We start from the raw sequence: 25321 nt of genomic DNA on the forward strand, positions 1-25321 counted from the left end.
CTTGTAGCGTAACTGCACAAGGGGCCATTTTTTTACCTGAATCGCGCTCGCGGTACCTTTTTCCTGATTTACAGATAAAAAAAACCGCCGGATAAACCAGCGGTAAATGCTTGCATGGATAGATTTGTGTTTTGCTTTTATACGCTATCTGGCAATTCCCTGCGAAGATAACGGATAGTCAGCTAACCTATCATCGACAACCCCAATGAAAGTTAAACGAAACGCAACTACCTTAAAGCGTTTTCGAAAACTCACGCACTGAGGGGATACGAGGTCTCGTCATTGATGTCCACTAACGCGATCTGCTCATTTTCATCCATAAACATACAGCGATTTCTGCCGGTCTGTTTCCCCTGATACATCGCCCTGTCAGCCCGACCAAGCGCAGTATCCAGCGTTTCACCCTGTTGAACCCGGGTTATGCCAGCCGTTACCGTGATACCGATCTCTCCATCAGAGTAGGGAATTTTTTTCTGACCAATCAGACGACAAAGTCGCAAACCCGCCTGGCATGCCTGCTCGTCCGTTTTTGTTCTAATGATGATAATGAACTCTTCTCCACCGTAGCGGTACGCCACTTCATCATATCGCGTCCATGACAATAAATTTGATGCCAGAGCCCGCAATACCACGTCACCAACCAAATGGCCGTAGGTATCGTTAACGTATTTAAAACGATCGATATCCAACAACAATATATAGAGATTAAGCGGTTCGGCATCGAGCAACTGCCGATCAAAAGACTCATCAAGCATTCTTCTGCCAGGTAAACCTGTTAATACATCGATATTACTACGAATACTCAATAAATATATTTTGTAGTCCATTACAGATGAGGTAAATGCCAGAAGCGCGTCCTGGAAACTGTCGAAATGCCATGAGTGGCTACGTTTCTCCACTATAGCCAATAGCAACTCCTTGCCTAATAAATGCATCTTTTCGTGAGTGGCACTTATCTAGCTCACGTAACTACAATCATCCTCATTGTACCGCGATTGATTATTAAGCCACTGTCCAAATCGACAAACTAAATGCGAGTTTTCACCCATAATATCAGGCTGTGTTACATCTGAAGACACCACGCAGCGGAACATTGTCACTAACCATTTGTAGTGGGCATCAATGGACTTGTTCAACTCAATCAAAATTGTATCTATTTCCTTCGTATTTCTCATCATCACGTTCTCTCTCCCTGTTCGAGCGTTTCTGATGGAATTATCTTAACGATAAAAAAGAAAATTTATGTAAATTTTTTAATAGTAATTAATAAGCCGCGATTAACAATAGCATTGCGCTATGCCACTGGTCGCGGCATAGCGAGTATCGCCGACTCAGTTCATACCTGGCTCAAATTGGCCGCGGTTCATTGAGCCTTTTATTTTCGCGGATAGATAAAAACCGTTAAGAAAGCTGATGTGTATGCCTTAAGCTTTTTATAGCTATCACTGTCCAGTGTCAGTGTTGCTACCGTCAGAGTTGTTACGGTCAGGGTAAAAATTACAATATCCCCTGCTGTCGCTAGTGGCCAATTCTCAAAGTAGGTTTGCAGACTGTTAAGGACGATTTTATCAACAAGTTCTGTACGTTCAGGCATGTTTAAGACCTCTATGAAGTTCAACGTTTTGGAACAATGATTGTCGCACAGAGTAAAAGTAATTTTTTCCGGTAAGGACGTTAAATTGCAGGGTTCTTTTCTTAGATAATTCAAATAAACGGGCATCACATCCGGTTGTTGATGCACGAAGCGACAGTAAGCAGTAGGCCGGATGGCGCTTCGCTATCCGGCCTACTGCGTAATTCCCTTTTCAGCACAATGATGAATTTATCGGCATCATTATGTTTAACTAAGCTGAATTGAGGACTTTCCCCCTCTGAACAAACCTTACGCGCTCAAACCACGATGTTCCAGCATCGGCTCCATTTTTGGATCGCGTCCGCTCCATTGGCGATAAAGTTCAGTTAAATCAGTACTGTTACCACGGGACAAAATCGCTTCGCGGAATTTCTGCCCGTTTTCGCGGGTTAATCCGCCCTGCTCTACAAACCACTGATAGCCATCGTCAGCCAACATTTGCGTCCACAAATAGGCGTAATAACCTGCGGCATAACCACCGCCGAAGATATGGGCAAAATAGCTGCTACGATAACGTGGCGGCACAGCCTTGAGTTCCAAACCTTCTGCTGCCAGCGCCTGCTTTTCAAATTGATCAACCGAAAGAGATAACGCGCTATTTTCCAGACTGTGCCAACGCATATCCAGCAATGCAGCACTGAGCAGTTCGGTCATGTCGTAACCTTTGTTAAACAGGCTGGCCCGCTGCATCTTATCCCGCAACGCCTGCGGCATTTGCTCCCCGGTATCAACATGACGAGCAAAACGAGCAAAGACCTGCGGATGACTTGCCCAGTGTTCGTTTATCTGTGAAGGAAATTCAACAAAGTCACGCGGAGTGTTGGTCCCTGAAAGCGTGGCATAACGCTGAGTAGCGAACAGGCCGTGCAACGTGTGCCCAAACTCATGAAATAACGTAATAACATCATCCCACAATAACAATGCAGGCTGACCTTTTGCCGGTTTTTGATAATTACACACGTTGTAAATAACCGGCCGGGTTTCATTGAGTTGCGATTGCTCAACAAAATTGCCCATCCAGGCACCACCGCTTTTCGATTCCCGGGCAAAGAAGTCGCCGTAAAATAACGCCAGACCTACGCCATCGTGATCAAATATTTCCCATACCCTAACATCCGGGTGATAAACAGGAATGTCGAACCGTTCTATAAATTTTATGCCAAAGAGTTGATTGGCCGTCCAGAAAACGCCCTCGTTCAGCACCGTATCAAGGGCAAAGTAAGGTTTGAGCTGCGCCTCATCCAGCGCATATTTCTCACGACGAACCTGCTCAGCATAAAATGCCCAGTCCCAGGCCTCGACGTTAAATTGCCCCTGTTCGTGATTGATAACATTCTGGATTTCGGCCTGTTCATCCAATACCCGAGCTCGCGCGGCAGGAACAATCGCCCGCATGAAAGTCAGTGCTGCTTCCGGTGTTTTTGCCATCTGGTCGGCAATTTTCCATGCCGCGTAATTGGCAAAACCGAGTAGTTTCGCCTGCTGCATCCGGATCTCGACCAGCCGCTGAATAATCGCCCGAGTATCGTTAGCGTCATTATTTTCTGCTCTCGTCCATGCGCGGTTGAACAGATTTTCACGAGTCTGGCGATCGCGTAACGCCGCAAGCGCCGGTTGCTGTGTCGTGTTCAATAGCGAGATAACCCAACGCGCTTCAAGCCCTTTCTCCTTTGCAGCTTCGGCGGCAATGGCAATTTCCTCTGCGCTGAGTCCGTCCAGGTAACGTGCATCATCCACCACCAGAGCACCGGACTTGTTCGCCGCCAGCAGCCGTTGATTAAACTGGCTGGTCAGCGTGGCGGACTCCGTGTTGAGCACTTTAAGGCGGGTTTTATCCGCCTCATTCAAACGTGCGCCAGCTAGCACAAAACGCTGGTGGATGACCTCCAGCAAGCGTGATGATTCGCTATCCAGTCCCAGCGAACCTCGCCGTTGCCAGACCGCTTCAACGCGCGAGAAAAGTGCTTCATTGAGATAGATATCATTGGCAAGGCTCGCCAGTTCCGCGGAAAACTCTTCATCAAGGCGCTGTAGTTCATCGTTGGTGTGTGCCGCCGTCATCGCGAAGAAAACGCTGGTTACGCGTGTCAGCAAAGCGCCACTTTGTTCAAGCGCCAGCAACGTATTGGCAAAATCAGGGGCTTGCGGGTTTTGCACAATCGCCTCGATCTCTGCACGTTTTTGCCGCACGCCTTCATCGAATGCGGGGCGATAGTGCTGCACATCTATCTGATCAAACTGCGGCGCCTGATACGGCAATGTGCTGTGGTGAAAAAAAGGATTCGTTAACGACATCTTTCACTCCTGAAAACGATTTGTTTACCAGAGTAGACTTCCCGGGAATCAACCGCAATCGCGTTACGCAGGAATAGCTCTGAACGGAAATGACGTGCTATGGTAGTACTACATAAAAAGCGTTGAGGAACAGTGAGATGATCGTTTTAGTAACCGGAGCAACCGCAGGTTTTGGTGAGTGCATTACGCGTCGTTTTATTGAGAATGGGCATAAAGTTATTGCCACCGGACGCCGCCAGGAGCGCCTGCAGGAGCTCAAAGATGAGCTGGGTGACCGCCTCTATACCGCGCAACTGGACGTACGTAATCGTGCATCAATCGAAGAGATGATGGACGCCTTACCCGCAGAATGGCGCAATATTGATGTTCTGGTCAACAACGCGGGTCTGGCGCTGGGCCTTGAGCCTGCCCACAAGGCCAGCATTGAAGACTGGGAAAATATGATCGACACCAACAACAAAGGGCTGGTTTATATGACACGCGCCGTTCTGCCTGGCATGGTTGAACGCAACCGCGGTCATATTATTAATATCGGCTCTACAGCGGGCAGTTGGCCATACGCTGGCGGTAACGTCTACGGTGCGACTAAAGCGTTCGTGCGCCAGTTTAGCCTGAATTTACGTACTGATTTACACGGTACTGCAATTCGCGTTACCGACATCGAGCCGGGTCTGGTTGGCGGTACGGAATTCTCTAATGTCCGTTTCAAAGGTGATGACGCCAAAGCTGAAAAAGCCTACGAAAATACCACGGCGCTGACTCCGCAAGATGTTACAGAAGCGGTATGGTGGGTGGCTTCTTTACCGGCTCATGTCAATATCAATACCCTTGAAATGATGCCTGTCGCGCAGTCTTTTGCTGGGCTGAGTATTCATCGTGGCTAATTTCTCTGCCCGGCCTTGCGCCGGGTATAGATAGCCTGAAAGAAGTGATAAAATATCCGGGTTAACTCTCTAAAAAGTAAGAATGAATGACCGTAGAAACGCAGCTCAACCCTACACAGCCAGTAAATCAACAGATTTACCGTATTCTTCGCCGTGATATCGTGCATTGCCTGATTGCACCCGGTACACCGCTGTCGGAGAAAGAGGTTTCCGTACGCTTTAATGTGTCACGCCAGCCGGTACGAGAAGCATTCATCAAACTGGCCGAGAACGGCCTGATTCAGATCCGTCCGCAGCGTGGCAGCTATGTGAACAAGATTTCGCTGTCGCAGGTGCAAAACGGCTGTTTTGTTCGCCAGGCAATTGAATGTGCCGTGGTCCGCCGTGCCGCATCGTTGATCAACGATCAACAGTGCTATCAGCTTGAACAGAATTTGCATCAGCAGCGCATCGCAATTGACCGAAAACAGATCAATGATTTCTTCCAGCTTGATGATGAGTTTCATCAGAAACTGGCTTTAATTGCCGAGTGCCAACTCGCCTGGGATACCGTTGAGAATATAAAGGCCACAATTGACCGCGTTCGTTATATGAGCCTGGATCATATTTCCCCGCCTGAAATGCTGTTACGTCAGCATCACGATATTTTTGCCGCCCTTGAGAAGCACGATGGCGATGCGGTCGAGCGCGCAATGATGCTCCATCTCCAGGAAATTGGTGAGTCCGTTCAGCTGATCCGCCAGGAAAATAGCGACTGGTTCAGCGAAGATTAATACTACGCTCACCTCACATCGGGGTGAGTTTCTCCTGCATTTTCCCCTCTCCCGCATAACTGCATAAAAAAAGCTGTGATTTTGATCGAAAACAAAAAAAATCATTAACGAGAAGCGTATTTATATTGCGCCCGTTACGTGGGACTAAAAGCCCACGGGCTTTGACGGTAAGTTGGAAAGGAGAAAACACCATGAAAACATACGATCGTAACCGTAACGCAATCACCACTGGCAGCCGCGTCATGATCAGCGACACCGGACTCACAGGCCGCATTACAGCGATAGATACCGATGGCCTGACCGCTGAGCAGATCCGCCGCGGGAAAACAGTGGAAATCGAAGGATGTGAAGGCAAATACGCCCCCCTCGAGCTGATTCGTTTAGGCATGAACTAATTGGTGTGAATGCCAGAAAACACAGCGCCATCTGGCCCGTTGAAAGCCAGATGGCGACATAAAACATATTCTTCGTTACTTCAGTTTTTCTGCATACTTCGCAACTGTCGACTTCGCCCCTTCAGCCAGTAAAGCAAGATACGCTTGTGTGACCTGACGGTTGAACAGCTCAACCTGCGGCAGTTCGCGACCAAAAATAGCATCAATTGCCAGCAGCGCCTGAACGCGCTCTTCGCCCTCGTTACTGCTACGCACTGCATTCTGGATCACCGGCAACAGTGGATCGCTAATTTCAATCGCCTGGCCCTGTTCATCCACACCACCTACGTAACGCATCCAGCCAGCCACACCCAGTGCCAGCAGCGCAAAGTCACTACCGTGAACAATGTGCCAACGAATGGAATCAAGCATACGCTGCGGCAGCTTTTGGCTGCCGTCCATGGCGATCTGCCAGGTACGATGACGCAGCGCCGGATTGCTGTAGCGCTCAATTAACAGATCGGCATAACGCTGTAAATCAACACCTTTTACTTTCAGCGTAGGGGCTTGTTCCTGCAACATCAGCGCACGGGCAGCAAGACGATAATTTTCATCGCCCATGCAATCATTAATATGCTGATATCCCGCCAGATAACCAAGATACGCAAGGAAGGAATGGCTGCCGTTGAGCATACGCAGTTTCATCTCTTCAAATGGAATGACATCAGCCACCAGCTCAGCACCGGCTTTCTCCCATTCAGGGCGACCGGCGACAAAGTTATCTTCAATAACCCACTGACGGAACGGTTCGCATGCCACGCCTGCCGGGTCGCGTACACCGGTGATATGTTCAATTTTGTCCAGTGTCTCCTGCGTAACCGCCGGGACAATGCGGTCAACCATTGTTGATGGGAATGTCACATGTTGTTCGATCCACGCGGCCAGTTCCATATCCACCGCTCGGGCATATGCAGTGACAACATTGCGCATCACATGACCGTTTTCTGGCATGTTATCGCAGGACATCACGGTGAAGGCGGCTAAACCCGCAGCTTTGCGACGCGCCAGGGCTTCAACCACCACGCCCGGCGCAGTTTTTGGCTGTTTGGGGTTTTGCAGATCGGCTGCAATCATTGGGTTGTCTAACATCAGTTGGCCGGTCGCCGGAGAATGGCAGTATCCTTTCTCGGTGATGGTCAGGGAAACGATCGCAACCTGCGGTTCACACATCGCTGCCAGTACGCTTTCCAGACCATCAACCTGCGCATGCAATGCGTTTTTCACCACGCCCACGACTCTCGCGGTCCAGGCATCAGCAGACATCTCTGCAACGGTATACAGATTATCTTGCTGTTTCAGATCGAAAATCTGCTGCTCGCCGCCAATCAGGTTCACTTCGCAGTAGCCCCAGTCACTGCCGTGATCGGCGGCCAGAATGTCTGCGTAAACACCCTGATGTGCGCGGTGAAACGCGCCAAACCCCAGATGAACAATACGCGGAACCAGTTTTGAACGATCGTAGTCAGGAAGTGCAGCCTTTGCCGCTAAGAGCTTATTTTGCATGGTATGGCCTACTTATAAATGAAATCAGGACTGTTCCAGAGTAACGCCTGTATGGTTGTATGTTTTGATTTGCATTAAGCTTTTTATGATTGGTATGACATCATGCAAAGCTGTGTAATAGCATGGACAGCGTAAGAGACATCCATCCATGCTACTGTCTGGTATCAGTTTGTCTGAGTCATCGAGCAACGAACCTTCTCGGCTTTATTCACCTCGGCAGCATCCTCAAGCACGCTCAGGTCGCGATCTTTCACTTCTGGCATCAGCAACGCGGAAATCAGACCAATCAGTGAATAAGCAATGACCATCACCAGAATTGGCCACCAGGAATTAGTCATGTTGCAGAAAATACCCGCCAGAACAGGACCAAAACCAACGGCAACTAACCCGCCCGCCTCTTTTGAAATCGCCATTCGCGTAAACCGGTTACGCGCACCGAACATTTCCGCCATGGTAATATTTTCGAGAGCAAATAATCCCAATACGGCAAAGTTATGAATAACAATCAGTGCCGTCATAATAACACCCGGGCTATACGTTTTATCCACTACAATTGACAGCATCGGGTAAGCCAAAATAATTGCTGAGATATTCAGAATAATATAAGGCAAACGTCGACCAAATTTATCAGACAACCAACCAAGCAACGGTATTGTAATAAAGCCTAACACCGAACTGATCATTAAGGCATCAGTGGGTATAGATTTATCAAATAACAGCGTCTGCACTAAATAACCGGCAAGGAAGGTTTGGATTAATCCTGAATTACCCGCTTGTCCAAAACGTAGGCCGGTTGCCAGCCAGAAAGATTTACTGGTAAACATCGCCCCCAGCGTATTTTCAGACGAATTATTTAATGCCGGAGCATTTTCTTCATCATTTACTTTCTCAAATACCGGACTTTCTTTGAGATTCATACGCAACCAGATGGCAAAGATCATCACCACGACACTCGCCAGGAACGGAATGCGCCAACCCCAGGCTAATAATTCCTCACGGTCGAGCGCAAAGAACATCACCGCCCAGATGGCCGTTGCGCTAAGGGTTCCACAGTTGGTTCCCATGGCAACAAGTGAGGAAATAATGCCACGTTTACCTTTTGGTGCGTACTCAGCAAGCATCGTGCCTGCGCCCGAGATTTCAGCCCCTGCACCAAGCCCTTGCACGATACGCAGCGTCACCAGCAGCACAGGCGCAAAGATACCAATTTGTGCATATGTTGGCAGCACACCAATTAAGGTCGTACAAATTCCCATCATCGTGATGGTAATAAACAGCACTTTTTTACGGCCGATGCTGTCTCCCATTTTGCCAAATATAAATGCGCCAACGATACGAGCAATATATCCTGCACCGTATGTGCCCATCGCTAAAATAAGCGCCATGGCGGCAGACTGTTCCGGAAAGAATATTTCATGGAATACCAGTGCGGCACCCAATGAATATAACTGGAAATCCATAAATTCGAGCGCAGTCCCCAACCATCCGGATACGGCAGCTCTAACAAGATCTTTCGTGGATCTTTCGTGTTTTTCTTGATTCATATTGGCTATCTCTAAGAGGTAAGATGCGTACCACTTACTCGCAGTTATTTATATTATTCAGTGAATGTGAGTAAGACTTTGCAGCAGTGCTGTTGATCTTTCTCAAACAATTCAATTGCGTCTGTAACGTGGTGATAGTCAAAAGTGTGAGTAATAAGTTGATTAGGATCGATAAGTCCGTTGACCAACCAATCAATCACAACCGGGAATTTGTTCGCATTTAATCTTGAGGAATAAATGGACAGTTCTTTCCCGGTAATGCCTTGTTGAATAATCTGACAAGGATCGCTGGAGAAGCCCATCAGAACAATCCGCGCGGCTGGCGATGCCAGCGTGATAGCCTCCTGTAAAATGGATGGATGGCAAGCTGCATCCACGATGATGGTCGGTTTTAGCCCGTTTTCCGCCAGGAACTCTTGCAACGAGTGCTGACTATTATTGATGGCCCAGTCTGCGCCGCACTGCTTCGCCATATTCAGGCGTTCATCGATTCTGTCGGCAATCACCACTGTTTTTACTTTATAGACACGTTTAAGCGCCTGTACGGTGGTAAGCCCCATAGGACCCGCGCCATAAATCAGCGCAATATCGTTCTCTGTTGGTTTAATTTGCCCGGTCACGTTTGCGGCGATGGTGAAAGGCTCCACCATAACTGCATGCTCATCAGGCACGGCGTCAGGGATCGTCCAGGCATTTTTCGCCGGCACAACCGCGTACTCGCTGAAACCGCCATCGCGGTGCACGCCCAGCACCACCAGCGATGTACAAACGTTAGGTTTACCAATTGAACAGGGATAACAATGTCCGCAGCTGATGACCGGATCAACGGACACCCGCTCGCCTATTCGCGAATGGTCAACGCCGTCACCTACCGCCTCGATCACGCCATAAAACTCGTGTCCAATCACACGCGGGTATTGTGCAAATGGATTATGACCGCGGTAAATATGGCTGTCTGAACCACAAATTCCCGCCAGTTTCACTTTTACCCTGACCTCACCTGCTGAGGGCTCTGGCACCGGTCGTTCGGCAATAATCAGCGTATTCGGTTTTTCAATCACGATACTTTTCATAGCAAATCACTCCTTACCAGTTCCACAGCGTGCCATCTTCCAGGCGAGCAACAGGCAGATATGCAGGGTCATACGGATATTTCGCCGCCAGTTTTTCGTCAAACTCGATTCCAAGGCCGGGTTTGTCTCCTGGGTGCATATAGCCGTTATCAAAGGTCCAGTTGTGCGGGAACACTTCCAGCATCTGCTCGGAATATCCCATATATTCCTGTACGCCAAAGTTCGGCACCCAGAGATCAAAATGCAGCGCAGCGGCCATGCACACAGGCGACAGATCGGAAGGTCCATGTGAACCGGTACGTACTTGATACAAAGAGGCGAAATCGGCAATCCGGCGCATACCGGTGATACCCCCCGCATGGGTGATGGTGGTGCGGATATAGTCGATCAGTTGTTCTTCAATAAGCTGTTTACAGTCCCAGATACTGTTGAACACTTCCCCTACCGCAATCGGCGTGACCGTATGCTGGCGGATCAGGCGGAAGCACTCCTGGTTTTCAGCTGGCGTTGGATCTTCCATCCAGAACAAACGGTACTGTTCAATGCTTTTGCCGAAACGGGCCGCTTCAATTGGCGTCAGACGGTGGTGCATATCGTGTAAAAGGTGTTCGTTGAAACCAAACTTGTCACGCACGGCAGCAAACAATTTGGGTGTGAAATCCAGGTATTTCTCCGTTGACCACAACTGCTCTTCCGGCCATTGCCCTTTGGTGGCGGGTTCGTAGGCCAGTCCTTTGCCTTTAGACATACCGTAAGTGGTTTTCATGCCCGGCACGCCGCACTGCACGCGAATGGCTTTAAAGCCCATTTCTTTATGACGCGCATAATCTTCGAGTACGTCATCAACGGTATGGCCTGTGGTGTGGCAGTAGACCATAACCCCTTCACGAGAAGCTCCGCCGAGCAACTGGTACAATGGCATATTCGCCGCTTTCGCTTTGATGTCCCAGAGAGCCATATCCACTGCGGAAATCGCCGACATGGTAACCGGCCCACGACGCCAGTACGCGCCTTTGTAGAAAAACTGCCAGATATCCTCAATACGATGCGCATCGCGACCAATAAGCTGCGGACATACGTGATCTTTCAGATACGACGCCACGGACAGCTCGCGTCCATTTAACGTGGCATCTCCCAGCCCGGTGATCCCATCTTCTGTCGTAATTTTCAACGTCACAAAATTACGTCCAGGACAGGTAACAAAAACATCAGCCCCAACAATCTTCATTTCTTATTCCCTACATCTGTTCTTGTGATGCAGGAAATTTACCCAACTGAGCTACTACCATACAAGTATGAAGATCAAAAAAGAGCTGTTTGATCACAAAAAAAGGCGCTATGCGCGCCCCCATCCAGCCACAATGATCAACATGCCGCACAACGCCACCAGCGCCCCAGACCAGTCATACAAACTGAGTTTTACACCATCGACAATGCGTAGCCATAGCAGCGCGGTCACCACGTAAACACCGCCATAGGCTGCGTATACACGCCCGCTGGCTGCCGGATGCAGTGTCAGCAACCAGACGAATAAAGCCAGTGACACCCCGGCGGGTATCAGCAGCCAGGCTGTAGCTCCTCGCTTAAGCCAAAGCCAGGGTAAAAAGCAGCCAATGATTTCACATAACGCGGTGATGAAAAAAAGGAATGTGGTCTTAAGCATCGATGTTATTCAGTTACATTCGGTTTAACCATGATACGACAGAATCTCGTTAGCGTATCCATATCCACCGGGTGGGTATGCCCGCAAACTGGAATAGTGTAGAATTTAACCCTGTTTTATCGTTTTTACCCTTTCCCATAAAAGGAATTCACCATGAAAATTACACTGACCAAACGCCTGTGCCTGACGGCTATGCTGACGCTGGCTGCGGCTGTGTACACCTCTTCCGCATTTGCTGAAACCAGTAAACTGATCATTGAATCCGGAGACAGTGCGCAAAGTCGTCAACAAGCCGCAATGGAAAAGGAACAATGGAACGATACGCGTCAGCTTCGCCAGAAAGTCAACAAACGTGTAGAGAAAGAGTGGGACAAAACCGACGCTGCCTTCGATAGTCGTGATAAGTGCGAACAGAGCGCTAATATTAATGCGTACTGGGAACCCAACACCCTGCGCTGCCTTGACCGCCGTACTGGCCGCACCGTTGCCCCATAATCATTGCACTTTGAAGGATATTGAAAGGATACGATATGACTAGCGCCCTCAGTGTTAAGTTGCGCCCGCTGGAGCGTGAAGATTTACGATTCGTCCATCAGCTTGATAATAATGCCAGCGTAATGCGTTACTGGTTTGAAGAACCTTACGAAGCGTTTGTTGAGCTGTCAGACCTGTATGACAAACACATCCACGACCAAAGCGAACGTCGCTTCGTTGTGGAGTGCGACGGTGAAAAAGCCGGGCTGGTGGAGCTGGTTGAAATTAACCATGTGCACCGCCGGGCCGAATTCCAGATCATTATTTCGCCGGAATATCAGGGGAAGGGTCTGGCCTCACGGGCGGCTAAGCTTGCGATGGATTACGGCTTTACCGTACTTAACCTCTATAAGCTGTATTTGATCGTTGATAAAGAGAACGAAAAAGCTATCCACATTTACCGTAAACTCGGCTTTATGGTCGAAGGTGAGCTGATTCATGAATTCTTTATCAACGGCCAATACCGCAACACTATCCGCATGTGCATCTTCCAGCAGCAGTATCTGGCAGAACACAAAACAGCAGGCCCTAACCTGCTGCAACCTACCGCTCAGTAAAGGCGATTAGTAGTAATCGATAGTGTTTTCAATCGAGTAATGATGTTCAACTGCCGGCTTCACGCTCTCGTCAACGATAACGAGCTGGCAGTTGACCGGATTTGCGTATTCATCGTATTTGCACGTTTGTTTGACATTGCCTAACGGATGATTGTTGAGCAGGCTCACCGCGGTGTAATCCAGTTTCTTCAACGGGTCGACCGACGGTTTGGCATCAACCTGTAAGGTATTGTCCTTATTGACGGTTGTTTTACCCAGCGGGTAGCCTTCCGCATCATATCGGTACTGCACCTTCATCTCTTTGCCCGTGGCAGAAACGACAAAACCGTTATCGTCGGTATCCCACACCACACCTGCCGCTGGCAGTTCCGCCAGTTGGCATTTGCCCTGTAAACGGATCCGTTTTTCCAGCGTTTCGGCATCCCGATAGTAGTTCGCATCCAGGACCAGCGCCATGCCGGTATTGTTTTCGATATCGTGCAGTTCAAGCGTATCGAAACACCCTTCCTGTGACAGCGTACCAACAACCCGCTTAGTGACCTCACCTTTATCATTAAGCAGCGTCTGGCTGAAATCTTTCACCGGCCCACGCAGCGGGTCGAAATCAAATTCATTGGAAAAACTGGCCATTTCCGGCGTAAAGGAAACCAGCCCTTTGGCGTTATCACACCCAACCAGCACGACACACAGAAATCCTAACAGGGCCTGTTTCTTCACATTTTTCACCGGAATAAGAAGATAATTCTCAATCATATTAGCAAATACAGTTATTTACACCAGAAATGCTAATCTTAGTCTATGTCGATAACAAAGGAGCTGATGATGAAATACATAACAGGAATGGCTGCGCTCATACTGCTAGCCGCCTCACCGCAGGTTCTGGCGGCCCCGGCGTCATGTGAACGCGTGAAAAGCGATATCGAGCAGCGCATCATCAATAATGGCGTCGCAGAGTCCAGCTTTACGCTGAACATTGTCCCCAACGATCAGGCCGATCAACCTGATTCACTGGTGGTAGGCCATTGTGCAAACGATACGCACAAAATTCTCTATACCCGGACTAACAGCGGCAACGCCCCTGCCAATAGCACCCCAGCCCAAGACGGACACGCCGCCGAACCGCAATAAACCTCCCCCTCCGTACGCGGAGGGGTACTCCTGTTTGATATGCATTAAGATGGCATACCCATAAGGGGGTAAACTTATTCCATTATTAGCATGCTATTAATTTCGTTATAAATAGTAATATATAACGATAACTATAATGGAGTGAGTTATGTCGGAAACTGAGCAATATGGAGGCATCAGCCGCAGGACATTAGTGAAATCCTCGGCTATCGGTTCGTTGGCGCTGGCCGCGGGCGGGCTGTCGTTACCTTTTGGCATACGAACTGCAGCAGCAACGGTACAGAACTCAATACACCCCGTTGAAGATAAAGCTGTCTGGAGTTCTTGTACCGTAAACTGCGGTAGCCGTTGTCTTTTACGCCTGCACGTAAAAGATGATGCAGTCTACTGGGTCGAATCTGATACAACAGGGGATGATACCTACGGTAATCACCAGGTTCGCGCCTGCTTGCGCGGTCGTTCGATTCGCCGTCGCATGAATCACCCTGATCGCCTTAAATATCCCATGAAACGTGTAGGCAAACGCGGAGAAGGAAAATTTGAGCGTATCACCTGGGATGAAGCACTGGATACCATTAGCGGTAATTTGAAGCGCATCCTGCAGGATTATGGTAATGAAGCCGTCCACGTACTGTACGGTACAGGAGTAGATGGTGGGAATATTACTAACTCCAATGTCCCCTATCGCCTGATGAATTCATGCGGCGGATATTTGAGTCGCTATGGTAGCTATAGTACCGCACAAATCAGCGCTGCCATGGGTTATATGTTTGGTGCTAACGACGGCAACAGCCCGGACGATATCGCCAATACAAAACTGGTTGTCATGTTTGGCAACAACCCTGCCGAAACCCGCATGAGCGGCGGTGGTGTAACCTGGTATGTTGAGCAAGCCCGCGAACGTTCAAACGCCCGAATGATCGTTATCGATCCTCGTTATAACGATACTGCCGCTGGCCGTGAAGATGAATGGCTTCCTATACGTCCGGGAACTGACGCTGCATTGGCGGCGGCGATTGCATGGGTGTTAATCACCGAAGATCTGATTGATAAACCTTTTCTGGATAAATACTGCGTTGGCTACGACGAAACCACCCTTCCTGCCAGTGCTCCCCGGAATGCGCACTATAAGGCCTATATTTTGGGTGAAGGCTCAGATGGGATCGCCAAAACACCAGAATGGGCTTCGCACATTACCAGCATTCCTGCTGAAAAGATTATCCAGTTGGCACGTGAGATTGGATCGGCGAAACCCGCTTATATCTGCCAGGGTTGGGGGCCGCAACGTCACTCCAACGGTGAACAAACTGCCCGCGCTATTACTATGCTCTCAGTTTTAACAGGCAACGTAGGGATTAATGGCGGTAACTCAGGCATGCGTGAGGGAACCTGGGATCTGGGCGTGGAATGGTTCTCCATGTTAGAAAATCCGGTTAAAACACAGATATCTGTCTTTACCTGGACGGATGCTATCGATCATGGTGCAGAGATGACCGCGACCAAGGACGGTGTTCGCGGCAAAGATAAGCTGGACGTGCCTATCAAGTTTATCTGGTGTTATGCCAGTAATACGCTCATCAATCAGCATGGCAATATCGCGCATACCCATGAAGTCTTGCAGGATGACAGCAAGTGCGAAATGATCGTCGGTATTGAGCATTTTATGACTGCCTCCGCAAAATACTGCGACATCCTGCTGCCTGACCTGATGCCAACCGAACAGGAAGATCTCATCTCACACGAGTCTGCCGGGAACATGGGGTATGTCATCCTTGGTCAACCGGCTACCTCCCCGAAATTTGAACGTAAACCCATTTACTGGACGCTAAGCGAAGTTGCCAAACGTCTTGGCCCGGATGTGTATCAAACGTTCACCGAAGGTCGTACGCAGCAAGAATGGGTGAAATACCTGCATGCCAAAACCAAAGAGCGTAACCCGGAAATGCCGGATTACGAGGAGATGAAAACAACTGGCATATTCAAGAAAAAATGTCCCGAAGAACACTATGTTGCTTTCCGTTCTTTCCGGGAAGATCCCAAGGCTAACCCGTTGAAAACGCCATCAGGGAAAATTGAGATTTACTCTGAACGGCTTGCCGCCATCGCAGAAACATGGGAACTCAAAGACGACGAGATTGTTCATCCTCTTCCAGCTTATGCACCAGGCTTTGACGGTTGGGACGATCCTAAACGCAAAACATACCCACTGCAGCTCACAGGGTTCCACTATAAGGCGAGAACCCACTCCAGCTACGGCAATATCGACGTGTTACAGCAGGCTTGCCCGCAAGAAATCTGGATAAACCCCATCGATGCTAATACTCGCAGCATCCGTAATGGCGACACGGTAAGGGTGTTTAACAATAATGGTCAGATGCTGATCGCGGCGAAAGTGACACCACGCATTTTGCCAGGCGTCACGGCCATCGGGCAAGGGGCATGGCTCAATGCCGATATGTTCGGCGATCGGATCGATCATGGTGGTTCAATTAACATTCTCACGTCGCATCGACCATCTCCGCTCGCGAAGGGAAACCCATCCCACAGTAATCTCGTTCAGGTTGAAAAGGCTTAAGGTGTAACCCACATGACAACTCAGTATGGATTTTTTATTGATTCCAGCCGTTGCACAGGGTGTAAAACCTGCGAGCTGGCCTGTAAAGACTACAAAGATCTCACGCCTGACGTCAGTTTCCGGCGGATTTACGAATACGCAGGTGGTGACTGGCAGGAAGACAACGGTGTCTGGCACCAGAACGTTTTTGCTTACTATCTCTCTATCTCCTGTAACCACTGCGAAGATCCGGCCTGCACCAAGGTTTGTCCAAGCGGCGCTATGCATAAGCGTGAGGATGGTTTTGTGGTGGTCGATGAAGACGTGTGCATTGGCTGTCGCTACTGTCATATGGCCTGCCCGTACGGTGCGCCACAGTACAATGCTGCGAAAGGACATATGACCAAGTGCGATGGCTGTCATGATCGCGTGGCAGACGGCAAAAAGCCCATCTGCGTCGAATCCTGTCCGCTGCGTGCGCTGGATTTTGGCCCCATCGACGAACTGCGCAAAAAACATGGTGAACTGGCTGCCGTCACCCCGCTGCCGGGTGCGCACTTCACCAAACCGAGTATTGTGATCAAACCAAACGCCAATTGCCGCCCGACCGGGGATACCACGGGTTTTCTGGCTAATCCAAAGGAGGTGTAAAATGGGAAATGGATGGCATGAATGGCCGCTGGTACTATTCACGGTGCTGGGCCAGTGCGTAGCCGGGGCGCTGATCGTAAGTGGTTACGGCTGGCTGACCGCTAAGGACGAGCTGGTAAAACAACGTATCGTTCGCAGTATGTTTTTTCTCTGGCTGGTGATGGGCATCGCCTTTCTCGCCTCGGTCATGCATTTAGGTTCGCCGCTGCGCGCGTTTAACTCGCTGAACAGAATTGGCGCATCGGCGCTGAGTAACGAAATTGCCAGCGGTTCACTGTTTTTCGCCGTCGGTGGCCTGTGGTGGCTGGTGGCGTTTCTCGGTAAAATGCCCGCTGGGTTAGGTAAAATCTGGCTGCTGTTGAGCATGCTGCTGGGCCTGGTATTTGTCTTTGCGATGACCAACGTCTACCAGATAGACACCGTCCCAACCTGGTATAACGGCTATACTACACTGGCGTTTTTCATGACGATGCTGCTCAGTGGACCGCTATTTGCCGCTCTGCTGCTGCGTGCTGCAGGTGCTTCTTTTAACGCCGCCAGATTCGCCGGTATCAGCGTATTGGCTCTGCTGGTTACGGTGGCCGTTATTGTGCTGCAGGGACTGTCGCTCGGCGAGATCCACAGTTCGGTACAATCCGCCAGTGCGCTGGTTCCTGACTACGGCAGTTTACAGGTCTGGCGTGTCCTGCTGCTGGCTGCGGGTCTGGGGTGCTGGATATGTCCGTTGATCCGTCGCAAAGGACCGTCCATTGGTGGGTTGGCGCTCGGGTTAACTCTGGTGCTTGCCGGTGAAATTATTGGCCGCGGATTGTTTTACGGTTTACATATGACAGTCGGAATGGCTGTCGCAGGTTAACTTTCGGGTGCGGGGCAACCCGCACTGTTCAGGATTGTTTGCATGACCCATTTTTCACAACGTGACAACTTTTCTACCGCAGCGCGTGTGCTCGGCGCGCTGTTTTACTATGCCCCAGACAGTGCAGAAGCTTCGGCACTGGTCAGTGCGTTAAGAACCGATGGCTGGCAGGCGCAGTGGCCGCTTGAAAAGACAACGCTTTCGCCGTTAGTCGCACAGTTTCAGGCTGAGGCCGATGAGTCTCTTCCGCAGGCCTGGCAACGTCTGTTTGTTGGCCCTTATGCGCTCCCTTCTCCGCCCTGGGGGTCAGTCTGGCTGGATCGTGAAAACGTGTTATTTGGCGACTCCACGCTGGCATTACGTCAGTGGATGCGGGACAACGGCATCCAGTATGCCATGCAGCAAAATGAGCCAGAAGATCACTTTGGTTCGCTGCTGTTACTGACAGCCTGGCTTGCTGAGAACGAACGCCACACCGAGTGCGAGCAATTGTTGGCCTGGCATCTGTTCCCATGGTCATCGCGCTTCCTTAATGTGTTTATCGAAAAAGCCGATCACCCGTTCTACCTGGCGCTGGGTGAGCTGGCGCGTCTGACGCTGGCACAGTGGCAATCACAGTTACTGATCCCGGTAGCCGATAAGCCTTTGTTCCGTTAATTTCGTCACAGGCAGGACGCGTCCTGCCTGTGGTGCATCCTGTTGCGCACGCTGAGCTTTTGCTTCTGTTGCCTAATAGCCGCAAAATAGAGCGTCTGAATTTTCCAGTCTGGCCACTCATGCATCACTTACATGCTTACCCTGACCTGCGTGCCATGTTCCGCCGCCTGCTGATCGCCGCGTTGATTGGCGTACTTGCTGCGCTGGCCGTCGCAGGATTTCGTCATGCCATGCTGCTTCTCGAATGGTTGTTTCTGAGCAATAACACGGGGAGTCTGGTCAACGCAGCGACAAACCTTTCGCCTTTAAGGCGTATGCTGACACCTGCACTCGGCGGTCTGGCGGCTGGATTACTACTGTGGGGCTGGCAAAAATTTAACCGTTTACGTCCACAGGCTCCCACTGATTATATGGAAGCCCTGCAAACCGACGGACAATTTGACGTCAGCGCAAGCCTGGTAAAATCGCTGGCCTCGTTACTGGTCGTCGCCAGCGGGAGCGCCATCGGGCGTGAAGGTGCCATGATTTTACTGGCGGCACTGGCGGCCTCCTGCTTTGCTCAACGCTTTACCCCGCGTACAGAATGGAAGTTATGGATTGCCTGCGGCGCCGCTGCAGGTATGGCTGGAGCCTATCATGCCCCGCTGGCAGGCAGTTTATTTATTGCTGAAGTGTTGTTCGGCACGTTGATCCTGGCATCATTGGGACCGGTGGTGGTATCCGCCGTCGTCGCTCTGCTCACCACCAATCTGTTGAGCGACAGCAATGCGCTGCTGTATACCGTGCACCTGTCGCGGGAATTGCATGTCCTGGAATACGTGATGATTGTCAGCACCGGTCTGGTTGCGGGCATCTGTGGACCGCTTTTCATGTGGTTGATGACCGCCAGCCATAGTGTATTTTTGCGTTTAAAACTCTCGCCACCGTGGCAACTGGCGCTTGGCGGGCTGATCGTTGGCCTGCTTTCATTGCTCACGCCTGCGGTCTGGGGGAATGGCTACAGCGTGGTACAGTCATATTTACTTTCACCACCGTTGCTGGCCGTGGTTAGCGGGATTTTTATCTGCAAATTACTTGCAGTGCTTGCCAGCAGTGGATCCGGTGCCCCAGGTGGCGTGTTTACGCCAACGCTGTTTGTCGGCTTGTCGGTGGGCATGTTGCTGGGTCAGGTATGGGGATTATGGCTTCCGGGCTCGGATGATATTGCTATTTTGCTGGGATTAACGGGGATGGCCACGCTGCTGGCGGCTACCACGCATGCACCAATAATGTCGACGTTGATGGTTTGTGAAATGACCGGGGAGTATCGCCTACTCCCCGGATTACTGATCGCCTGTGTCCTGGCGTCGGTGCTGTCGCGTACGTTACGCCACGACTCTATCTACCGACAGCACGCTGCCGAGCATTGACAGGCGGATGTACTGCGACAGCTCACGCTGCTCTGCACGAGGCAGATAAGGCAGTTCACCGATCAGCGGTGCAGGTAATTTTTTACCCAGCACATCAATGATTTCCGCATAATGCGCCAGCCCCGGGTTAATGCGATTCGCAACCCAGCCAATCAACGGCAGTCCGTCGCTGGCTATCGCCTGCGCGGTAAGGATCGCATGATTAATACAGCCTTCCTGGATACCCACTACCATCAGCACCGGCAGTTGTTCCTGCACCACCCACTCCGATAACGGACGCAGATCGTTCATCAAGCTCCGCCAGCCTCCGGTGCCTTCCACGACAACGTGATCGACTTTTTCGCTGAGGCTTGCGAGACCGTTGGATAACAGGGTGTAATTGACCGGACCACTATGCGCCACGCTACTTTCATCTTCGCTCAACGCAATTGGGTTAATCGCCTCATAAGGCAGCTCGATAGATGACACACTTTGCAGTACCAGTGCATCTTTGTTGCGCAGACCTTCGGGCGTCTCTTTGCTGCCTTTGGCTACAGGTTTGTAACCCGCAACGCTTTTACCCCCTGACGCTAACGCTTGTAGTAATGCGCGGGAAACCACGGTCTTCCCAACAGAAGTGTCTGTACCTGTAATAAAGAAACGCTTCAGCATCACTAACTCCACCGTTATGCTTTGAAAATATAAGTCAGGAAAATAAAACAGTGGAGAAAGTCTAAGGTATGACGACCAGGATCAGCTTGAGATAGCGCAATTTTTCGTACAACAGTTAAAAAATGTTAACCCTGTAATAGACGAATCAACAAAGAACCGTTATACATCGCGTCCTTCACGAGCGCCGCCCCCGCCATCGTCCCCTGATTGGTAAACTGGGTGCTTTCAACGACTATATGCTGACTGTAAGCCGGAAGCGCCTGCTGACGAATGCTGTCAGCGATGGTAGGGAACAAGATATCTGCCGCTTTACTGAGCGGAGAGCCAATCAATATCTTTTGCGGGTTGAACAAATTCACCATGATGGCAAGAATTCGACCGACGTGGGTCCCGACGCCGCTAATGATATCTTTCGCCAATAAATCACCCTGCATGGCCGCCAGACACAGCGCGTCTACCGTTAACGGTTGTCCATGTAGAGAAGAACTCATTGACTGCTTCAGGCGCACCTGTGCTAATTCGAGCACGCTGTCGACGCTGGCGATTGTTTCCAGACAACCATGGTTACCGCAGTAGCAGCGTTTACCATAGGGATCGACCTGCGTATGGCCAATCTCCACCAGGCTACTACTGCCTGCATGCAGCAAATGGCCGTCAGTGATCACCCCTGCACCCACGTTATGATCGATCACCACCTGAATGACGTCGCGCGCACCACGCGATGCGCCAAAAAGCGCCTCGGCCATCGTCCAGGCACTGATATCGTGCTGAATATACACCGGCACGCCGGTATGGTTCTCAAGCGCTTCGCCCAACGGCATCTCTTTGACATCTTCGTAAAATGGCATGCGATGAACGATACCGTTTTCAGTATCAATAATACCGGGTAAGGTGATGGCGATGGAGGTTAAGCGCTCCAGCTTTTGCTGGTGGCGGATGAAAAACTGATCGACCTGGGTTATCACGCGATCCAGCAACGGTGTTTCGCTGACCAGCGCCATTTCAAGACAATCTTCAACCACCAGCTTGCTGCTCAGATCGCGTAGCGCCAGAAAAATCTCGCCACGACTGATGCGAATGGATAAGTAGTGCCAGGCTTCCGTTTCGACAACCAGCCCAACGGCCGGACGCCCACGGCTACCCGCTTCCTTAATTTCCAGCTCTTGCACCAGATGCGCTTCGAGCATTTCGCGGACAATTTTGGTAATGCTGGCAGGCGCCAATTGTGCCAGGCGAGAGAGATCAATACGCGATACCGGACCCAGCTGATCAATCAGGCGATAAACCGCGCCCGCATTGGTCTGCTTAATTTGATCGATATGCCCAGGCTGACTATCAGCAACCACCACTTACTCCCTTTATTTTCGCGCTCCGAAATAATCTGCGGACTATGGTGAAGCACTTCAATGGCTTCCGTCAACTTTTTACTTAGCCTTGTGATTTACTGCACATTTTCACCCATTTTTAAACTAAATTAATCGCCTGAACGGCCGCCAGCAACTGCTCGCGAAAGCGTTGTGCGGCGTGACTTTGCTCATGATGCTTTGGCCACACTAACCACATTTCCGAGACAGCATCTTCTTCCGCTATCGGGATCCAACACATTTCATACAGCTGCACCCGTTTAAAAGAAGCAGGAAGTATAGAAACCCCTAATCCTGCGGCTACCAGCCCGATGATAGTCATCGCCTCGCCAACCTCCTGCGCAATCGTCGGCTTCAGTCCATAGCGACGCATCAGGCCCAGAATATCGTCATACAACCCTGTCCCCACATGGGGGTCAAAAAAGACAAATGGCTCATTCGCCAGCTCGGCCAACGTGACCACGGGTTTTTGCGCCAACGGATGCGCTCGCGGGATCATCGCCATTAGTGGTTCATGTAGAATAATTTCGCGCGCCAGCGTTTCCGGAAGCTGCGTATTGCGCAGTAGTCCCAAATCCAGCGTTCCTTCATTGAGCGGGGCAATTTGCTCACGCGTGTTCATTTCGCGGGTTTGCATATGCACTGCCGGGTAGCTTTGGCGAAAGAGAGATAAGGTATCTGAAACCGCTTTGATAAACGGCGCGGACGACGTAAAGCCGATACGCAATTCCCCTGCTTCTCCCAGATGCAAACGCTCAGCCCTGGCAGCGGCTTCATTAACCAGCCCGAGGATCTGCCTACTGTCTGCCAGAAACTGCTTTCCGGCAGAAGTCAGCGCCACGCTACGGTTAGTTCGGGCAAGTAACCGGGCGCCAACCTGTTGTTCAAGGATCTGGATCTGCTGACTTAGCGGCGGTTGCGAAATGTTTAGCCGCGCCGCCGCCCGACCAAAATGCAACTCTTCGGCAACGGCCACAAAGTAACGTAAATGACGCAGTTCGATATTCATATTTTTAAAATATTATTTGAGATTATTAATATATTAGACAGAATATTGTGATTTTCATACTCTTAAGGCTGGTCCTGTAGACGTAATTGAATGAGCAAGGATTTCAAGTGAGCCGTACAACAACTGTCGATACCGCGCCAACAAGCGATGTTGATGAACAGATAGTTACCCCGCCGGATGGATTTATCAAACGCGGAACATCCCCATTTATGCGCGTCACGCTGGCGCTGTTTTCCGCCGGACTGGCGACTTTTGCCCTCCTCTATTGCGTACAACCCATACTACCAGTGCTCTCGCACGAGTTTGGGGTCTCTCCCGCCAGCAGCAGTATCTCGCTTTCCATCTCAACGGCGATGCTGGCGATAGGGTTACTGTTTACCGGCCCACTTTCAGATGCTATTGGCCGCAAGCCGGTGATGGTTACCGCGCTGCTGCTCGCCTCTTGTTGTACGCTGCTTTCAACGATGATGACCAGCTGGCACGGTATTTTAATCATGCGTGCTCTGATAGGACTTTCACTGAGCGGCGTCGCGGCGGTAGGGATGACCTATCTGAGTGAAGAAATTCATCCCAGTTTCGTCGCCTTCTCAATGGGCCTGTATATCAGCGGTAACTCGATTGGCGGTATGAGTGGTCGCTTGATCAGCGGCGTGTTTACCGACTTTTTTAACTGGCGTATCGCGCTGGCGGCGATCGGCTGTTTCGCCCTTGCCTCTGCGCTGATGTTCTGGAAAATCTTACCGGAATCGCGTCACTTCAGACCCACGTCGCTGCGCCCGAAAACGTTGTTTATCAACTTCCGCCTGCACTGGCGCGACAGAGGCTTGCCGCTGCTGTTTGCGGAAGGTTTTTTACTGATGGGATCGTTTGTCACGCTGTTTAATTACATCGGCTACCGCCTGATGCTCTCCCCGTGGGAGCTCAGCCAGGCAGTTGTTGGTCTGTTATCTGTGGCGTATCTGACCGGGACCTGGAGTTCGCCAAAGGCGGGTTCTATGACCACTCGTTATGGCCGTGGCCCGGTCATGCTCTTTTCAACTGGCGTGATGCTGGTTGGACTGTTGATGACCCTGTTCACATCGCTATGGCTGATCTTTGCCGGGATGCTACTCTTTTCAGCCGGATTCTTTGCCGCACACTCCGTAGCAAGCAGCTGGATCGGACCACGGGCAAAACGCGCTAAAGGCCAGGCTTCTTCCCTGTACCTGTTCAGCTATTATCTGGGATCCAGCATTGCCGGTACGCTGGGCGGTGTGTTCTGGCACAGCTATGGCTGGAACGGCGTGGGCGGATTTATCGCCCTGATGCTGGTGTTGGCGTTGCTGGTCGGTGCGCGTTTGCACCATCGTCTGCACGTATAATCCACGATGCCCGGGTTCCGGGCATCACCTTCATCACCCAGGCTGTAACGTCTGAGCCGCCATTTGCAAGGCAATAACCGTCCCGTTCATCACTATATGCAGCATAATTGGCATCAACAGGCCGTTGCTTTTCAGTCTGGCCAGGATCAAAACCTGCGACACAAGAAACAACATCAACAGCGTGCGTAGATCCACATACTGCGTATGCATGATGGCAAAAATGACCGATACCACGACTGACGATAGCCAGGTTTTATTATTGAACCAGTACTGGAACGCGTTGAATAAACAGCCTCTGAAAACAATTTCTTCATAAACTGGCGCAATAAATATCAGGGTCAACGTAGATAACCACAACGCGTAACTACTTAAGGATATTTGGCTGGTCACCCACGCTTCGGTTTGTCTAAGCCCTAAAATCAATGGCAGGATAAGCTGAATAAACAGCAGCGCCGCGAACAAAATGGTAAACCACCTGGCATTGAAAATACCTTTGCCCAGCCCCTCTCTTTTTCTGAAGAAGAAGTAATACAGCGGAACCAGTACAACAAATTCCAGCGCAAACAGCAGTGGGAAAAGTAACCCTTGGGCAAGCAGGTCCTGACTCGCGGGAAAAAACAACGGGGTAAACGTGAGGCCAAACATCAGTAAAAACATTGAAAAGCAGCCAGCAACTGCTTTGGTCCTGGCAATATACAGGTTGTCGGCATCCTGTGACATAAGATCTCCTTGCGCTCATCGAAGATAAGTTGATGAATTACCGATATATGATAAAAATTCTCATTATC

General features: G+C 50.5%; 24 protein-coding genes and 1 pseudogene. 12 read left to right on the forward strand and 13 right to left on the reverse strand.

All coding sequences use genetic code 11. The annotated features are described in order from the left end of the window. Positions 1-251: 251 nt before the first annotated feature. The 3 genes and pseudogenes from OGY83_RS05170 to dcp all read right to left on the reverse strand — a co-directional run bounded on the left by OGY83_RS05170 (position 252) and on the right by dcp (position 3928). A pseudogene (locus OGY83_RS05170) lies at positions 252-1178 on the reverse strand (diguanylate cyclase). A 197-nt stretch (positions 1179-1375) separates the two neighbouring features. Next, complete coding sequence (locus OGY83_RS05175) at positions 1376-1594, reverse strand: hypothetical protein (protein ID WP_123267164.1); 219 nt, start codon at positions 1592-1594, stop codon at positions 1376-1378. A gap of 288 nt (positions 1595-1882) precedes the next feature. Next, a complete protein-coding gene (gene dcp / locus OGY83_RS05180) occupies positions 1883-3928 on the reverse strand; it encodes a peptidyl-dipeptidase Dcp (RefSeq protein ID WP_286635404.1) in 2046 nt (681 codons plus the stop codon). A 137-nt stretch (positions 3929-4065) separates the two neighbouring features. On the opposite strand from dcp, the gene ydfG reads away from it, so the two are divergent. The 3 genes from ydfG (at position 4066) to ydfZ (ending at position 5980) form a co-directional block, all read left to right on the forward strand. After that, positions 4066-4812: a bifunctional NADP-dependent 3-hydroxy acid dehydrogenase/3-hydroxypropionate dehydrogenase YdfG gene (gene ydfG / locus OGY83_RS05185; protein WP_286635405.1), complete on the forward strand. Its 747-nt coding sequence runs from the start codon at positions 4066-4068 to the stop codon at positions 4810-4812. 86 nt (positions 4813-4898) lie between these two features. Beyond that, positions 4899-5585, forward strand: coding sequence for a GntR family transcriptional regulator (locus OGY83_RS05190; RefSeq protein ID WP_003032396.1), 687 nt, complete (start codon positions 4899-4901; stop codon positions 5583-5585). Positions 5586-5776: 191 nt separating this feature from the next. Then, entirely contained in the window at positions 5777-5980 is a 204-nt protein-coding gene (gene ydfZ, locus OGY83_RS05195) for a putative selenium delivery protein YdfZ (protein WP_003032393.1), read from the forward strand. Between the two features lie 75 nt (positions 5981-6055). Here the strand turns inward: ydfZ and OGY83_RS05200 are convergent, their stop codons facing one another. The 5 genes from OGY83_RS05200 to OGY83_RS05220 form a co-directional block, all read right to left on the reverse strand. After that, positions 6056-7522, reverse strand: a complete 1467-nt coding sequence (locus OGY83_RS05200; protein ID WP_194212962.1) for a mannitol dehydrogenase family protein — start codon at positions 7520-7522, stop codon at positions 6056-6058. Between the two features lie 164 nt (positions 7523-7686). Further along, positions 7687-9066 (reverse strand): MFS transporter, encoded by a 1380-nt coding sequence (locus OGY83_RS05205; RefSeq protein WP_286635406.1) that lies wholly within the window; start codon positions 9064-9066, stop codon positions 7687-7689. A 53-nt stretch (positions 9067-9119) separates the two neighbouring features. Further along, a complete protein-coding gene (locus OGY83_RS05210) occupies positions 9120-10139 on the reverse strand; it encodes a Zn-dependent oxidoreductase (protein ID WP_079937855.1) in 1020 nt (339 codons plus the stop codon). A 13-nt stretch (positions 10140-10152) separates the two neighbouring features. Beyond that, positions 10153-11367, reverse strand: a complete 1215-nt coding sequence (gene rspA, locus OGY83_RS05215; protein ID WP_079937854.1) for a starvation-sensing protein RspA — start codon at positions 11365-11367, stop codon at positions 10153-10155. Between the two features lie 108 nt (positions 11368-11475). Further along, positions 11476-11802 (reverse strand): YnfA family protein, encoded by a 327-nt coding sequence (locus OGY83_RS05220; protein ID WP_008784733.1) that lies wholly within the window; start codon positions 11800-11802, stop codon positions 11476-11478. A gap of 153 nt (positions 11803-11955) precedes the next feature. Between OGY83_RS05220 and OGY83_RS05225 the strand changes: the two genes are divergently transcribed. Next, on the forward strand, positions 11956-12297 hold the full coding sequence (locus OGY83_RS05225; RefSeq protein ID WP_043016369.1) for a DUF1283 family protein: 342 nt from the start codon (positions 11956-11958) through the stop codon (positions 12295-12297). Between the two features lie 35 nt (positions 12298-12332). Then, positions 12333-12893 (forward strand): spermidine N1-acetyltransferase, encoded by a 561-nt coding sequence (speG, locus tag OGY83_RS05230; RefSeq protein WP_003832900.1) that lies wholly within the window; start codon positions 12333-12335, stop codon positions 12891-12893. 6 nt (positions 12894-12899) lie between these two features. Here speG and OGY83_RS05235 read toward each other — a convergent pair whose 3' ends face one another. After that, positions 12900-13610 carry a YnfC family lipoprotein gene (locus OGY83_RS05235; RefSeq protein ID WP_079937916.1) on the reverse strand — a complete coding sequence of 237 codons (711 nt, stop codon included), beginning with the start codon at positions 13608-13610 and terminating at the stop codon, positions 12900-12902. A gap of 102 nt (positions 13611-13712) precedes the next feature. Between OGY83_RS05235 and OGY83_RS05240 the strand changes: the two genes are divergently transcribed. From OGY83_RS05240 to clcB, 6 genes are all read left to right on the forward strand, one after another. Continuing rightward, the gene (locus OGY83_RS05240; RefSeq protein ID WP_123267156.1) at positions 13713-14021 is read left to right on the forward strand and encodes a DUF1161 domain-containing protein; all 309 of its coding nucleotides are present in this window, start codon (positions 13713-13715) and stop codon (positions 14019-14021) included. 148 nt (positions 14022-14169) lie between these two features. Continuing rightward, the gene (gene ynfF / locus OGY83_RS05245; protein WP_286635407.1) at positions 14170-16596 is read left to right on the forward strand and encodes a selenate/tellurate reductase subunit YnfF; all 2427 of its coding nucleotides are present in this window, start codon (positions 14170-14172) and stop codon (positions 16594-16596) included. A 12-nt stretch (positions 16597-16608) separates the two neighbouring features. Further along, on the forward strand, positions 16609-17226 hold the full coding sequence (locus OGY83_RS05250) for a DMSO/selenate family reductase complex B subunit (RefSeq protein ID WP_286635408.1): 618 nt from the start codon (positions 16609-16611) through the stop codon (positions 17224-17226). 1 nt (position 17227) lies between these two features. Continuing rightward, on the forward strand, positions 17228-18082 hold the full coding sequence (locus OGY83_RS05255) for a dimethyl sulfoxide reductase anchor subunit family protein (protein WP_286635409.1): 855 nt from the start codon (positions 17228-17230) through the stop codon (positions 18080-18082). 42 nt (positions 18083-18124) lie between these two features. Continuing rightward, positions 18125-18739 (forward strand): Tat proofreading chaperone DmsD, encoded by a 615-nt coding sequence (gene dmsD / locus OGY83_RS05260; protein ID WP_191227311.1) that lies wholly within the window; start codon positions 18125-18127, stop codon positions 18737-18739. 119 nt (positions 18740-18858) lie between these two features. Next, the gene (clcB, locus tag OGY83_RS05265; protein ID WP_123267153.1) at positions 18859-20148 is read left to right on the forward strand and encodes a voltage-gated ClC-type chloride channel ClcB; all 1290 of its coding nucleotides are present in this window, start codon (positions 18859-18861) and stop codon (positions 20146-20148) included. On the opposite strand, the gene bioD is transcribed toward clcB, so the two are convergent. From bioD to ynfL, 3 genes are all read right to left on the reverse strand, one after another. Continuing rightward, entirely contained in the window at positions 20104-20799 is a 696-nt protein-coding gene (bioD, locus tag OGY83_RS05270) for a dethiobiotin synthase (protein ID WP_020996409.1), read from the reverse strand. The two genes, clcB and bioD, sit on opposite strands and share 45 nt — an antisense overlap. Positions 20800-20924: 125 nt before the next feature. Continuing rightward, positions 20925-22145, reverse strand: coding sequence for a sugar metabolism global transcriptional regulator Mlc (gene mlc, locus OGY83_RS05275; RefSeq protein WP_003832888.1), 1221 nt, complete (start codon positions 22143-22145; stop codon positions 20925-20927). 118 nt (positions 22146-22263) lie between these two features. Next, positions 22264-23172 (reverse strand): multidrug efflux transcriptional activator YnfL/SxtR(Kp), encoded by a 909-nt coding sequence (ynfL, locus tag OGY83_RS05280; protein WP_079937847.1) that lies wholly within the window; start codon positions 23170-23172, stop codon positions 22264-22266. Between the two features lie 107 nt (positions 23173-23279). On the opposite strand from ynfL, the gene ynfM reads away from it, so the two are divergent. Further along, the gene (gene ynfM, locus OGY83_RS05285; RefSeq protein ID WP_003028925.1) at positions 23280-24533 is read left to right on the forward strand and encodes a multidrug efflux MFS transporter YnfM/SxtP(Kp); all 1254 of its coding nucleotides are present in this window, start codon (positions 23280-23282) and stop codon (positions 24531-24533) included. Positions 24534-24566: 33 nt separating this feature from the next. Here the strand turns inward: ynfM and OGY83_RS05290 are convergent, their stop codons facing one another. Then, complete coding sequence (locus OGY83_RS05290; protein WP_286635410.1) at positions 24567-25253, reverse strand: CPBP family intramembrane glutamic endopeptidase; 687 nt, start codon at positions 25251-25253, stop codon at positions 24567-24569. Positions 25254-25321 lie beyond the last annotated feature (68 nt).

The organism is Citrobacter sp. Cpo090, from assembly GCF_030332665.1.
Lineage (GTDB): Bacteria > Pseudomonadota > Gammaproteobacteria > Enterobacterales > Enterobacteriaceae > Citrobacter > Citrobacter portucalensis.

Coding starts and splice junctions, on each gene's coding strand:
- ydfG (WP_286635405.1), top strand. CDS start 4,066: ATGATCGTTTTAGTAACCGGAGCAACCGCAGGTTTTGGTGAGTGCATT.
- OGY83_RS05190 (WP_003032396.1), top strand. CDS start 4,899: ATGACCGTAGAAACGCAGCTCAACCCTACACAGCCAGTAAATCAACAG.
- OGY83_RS05200 (WP_194212962.1), bottom strand. CDS start 7,522: ATGCAAAATAAGCTCTTAGCGGCAAAGGCTGCACTTCCTGACTACGAT.
- dcp (WP_286635404.1), bottom strand. CDS start 3,928: ATGTCGTTAACGAATCCTTTTTTTCACCACAGCACATTGCCGTATCAG.
- OGY83_RS05240 (WP_123267156.1), top strand. CDS start 13,713: ATGATGAAATACATAACAGGAATGGCTGCGCTCATACTGCTAGCCGCC.
- OGY83_RS05175 (WP_123267164.1), bottom strand. CDS start 1,594: ATGCCTGAACGTACAGAACTTGTTGATAAAATCGTCCTTAACAGTCTG.
- OGY83_RS05210 (WP_079937855.1), bottom strand. CDS start 10,139: ATGAAAAGTATCGTGATTGAAAAACCGAATACGCTGATTATTGCCGAA.
- dmsD (WP_191227311.1), top strand. CDS start 18,125: ATGACCCATTTTTCACAACGTGACAACTTTTCTACCGCAGCGCGTGTG.
- clcB (WP_123267153.1), top strand. CDS start 18,859: ATGCATCACTTACATGCTTACCCTGACCTGCGTGCCATGTTCCGCCGC.
- OGY83_RS05255 (WP_286635409.1), top strand. CDS start 17,228: ATGGGAAATGGATGGCATGAATGGCCGCTGGTACTATTCACGGTGCTG.
- OGY83_RS05205 (WP_286635406.1), bottom strand. CDS start 9,066: ATGAATCAAGAAAAACACGAAAGATCCACGAAAGATCTTGTTAGAGCT.
- rspA (WP_079937854.1), bottom strand. CDS start 11,367: ATGAAGATTGTTGGGGCTGATGTTTTTGTTACCTGTCCTGGACGTAAT.
- ynfL (WP_079937847.1), bottom strand. CDS start 23,172: ATGAATATCGAACTGCGTCATTTACGTTACTTTGTGGCCGTTGCCGAA.
- ydfZ (WP_003032393.1), top strand. CDS start 5,777: ATGAAAACATACGATCGTAACCGTAACGCAATCACCACTGGCAGCCGC.
- OGY83_RS05225 (WP_043016369.1), top strand. CDS start 11,956: ATGAAAATTACACTGACCAAACGCCTGTGCCTGACGGCTATGCTGACG.
- ynfF (WP_286635407.1), top strand. CDS start 14,170: ATGTCGGAAACTGAGCAATATGGAGGCATCAGCCGCAGGACATTAGTG.
- OGY83_RS05220 (WP_008784733.1), bottom strand. CDS start 11,802: ATGCTTAAGACCACATTCCTTTTTTTCATCACCGCGTTATGTGAAATC.
- OGY83_RS05250 (WP_286635408.1), top strand. CDS start 16,609: ATGACAACTCAGTATGGATTTTTTATTGATTCCAGCCGTTGCACAGGG.
- bioD (WP_020996409.1), bottom strand. CDS start 20,799: ATGCTGAAGCGTTTCTTTATTACAGGTACAGACACTTCTGTTGGGAAG.
- OGY83_RS05290 (WP_286635410.1), bottom strand. CDS start 25,253: ATGTCACAGGATGCCGACAACCTGTATATTGCCAGGACCAAAGCAGTT.
- speG (WP_003832900.1), top strand. CDS start 12,333: ATGACTAGCGCCCTCAGTGTTAAGTTGCGCCCGCTGGAGCGTGAAGAT.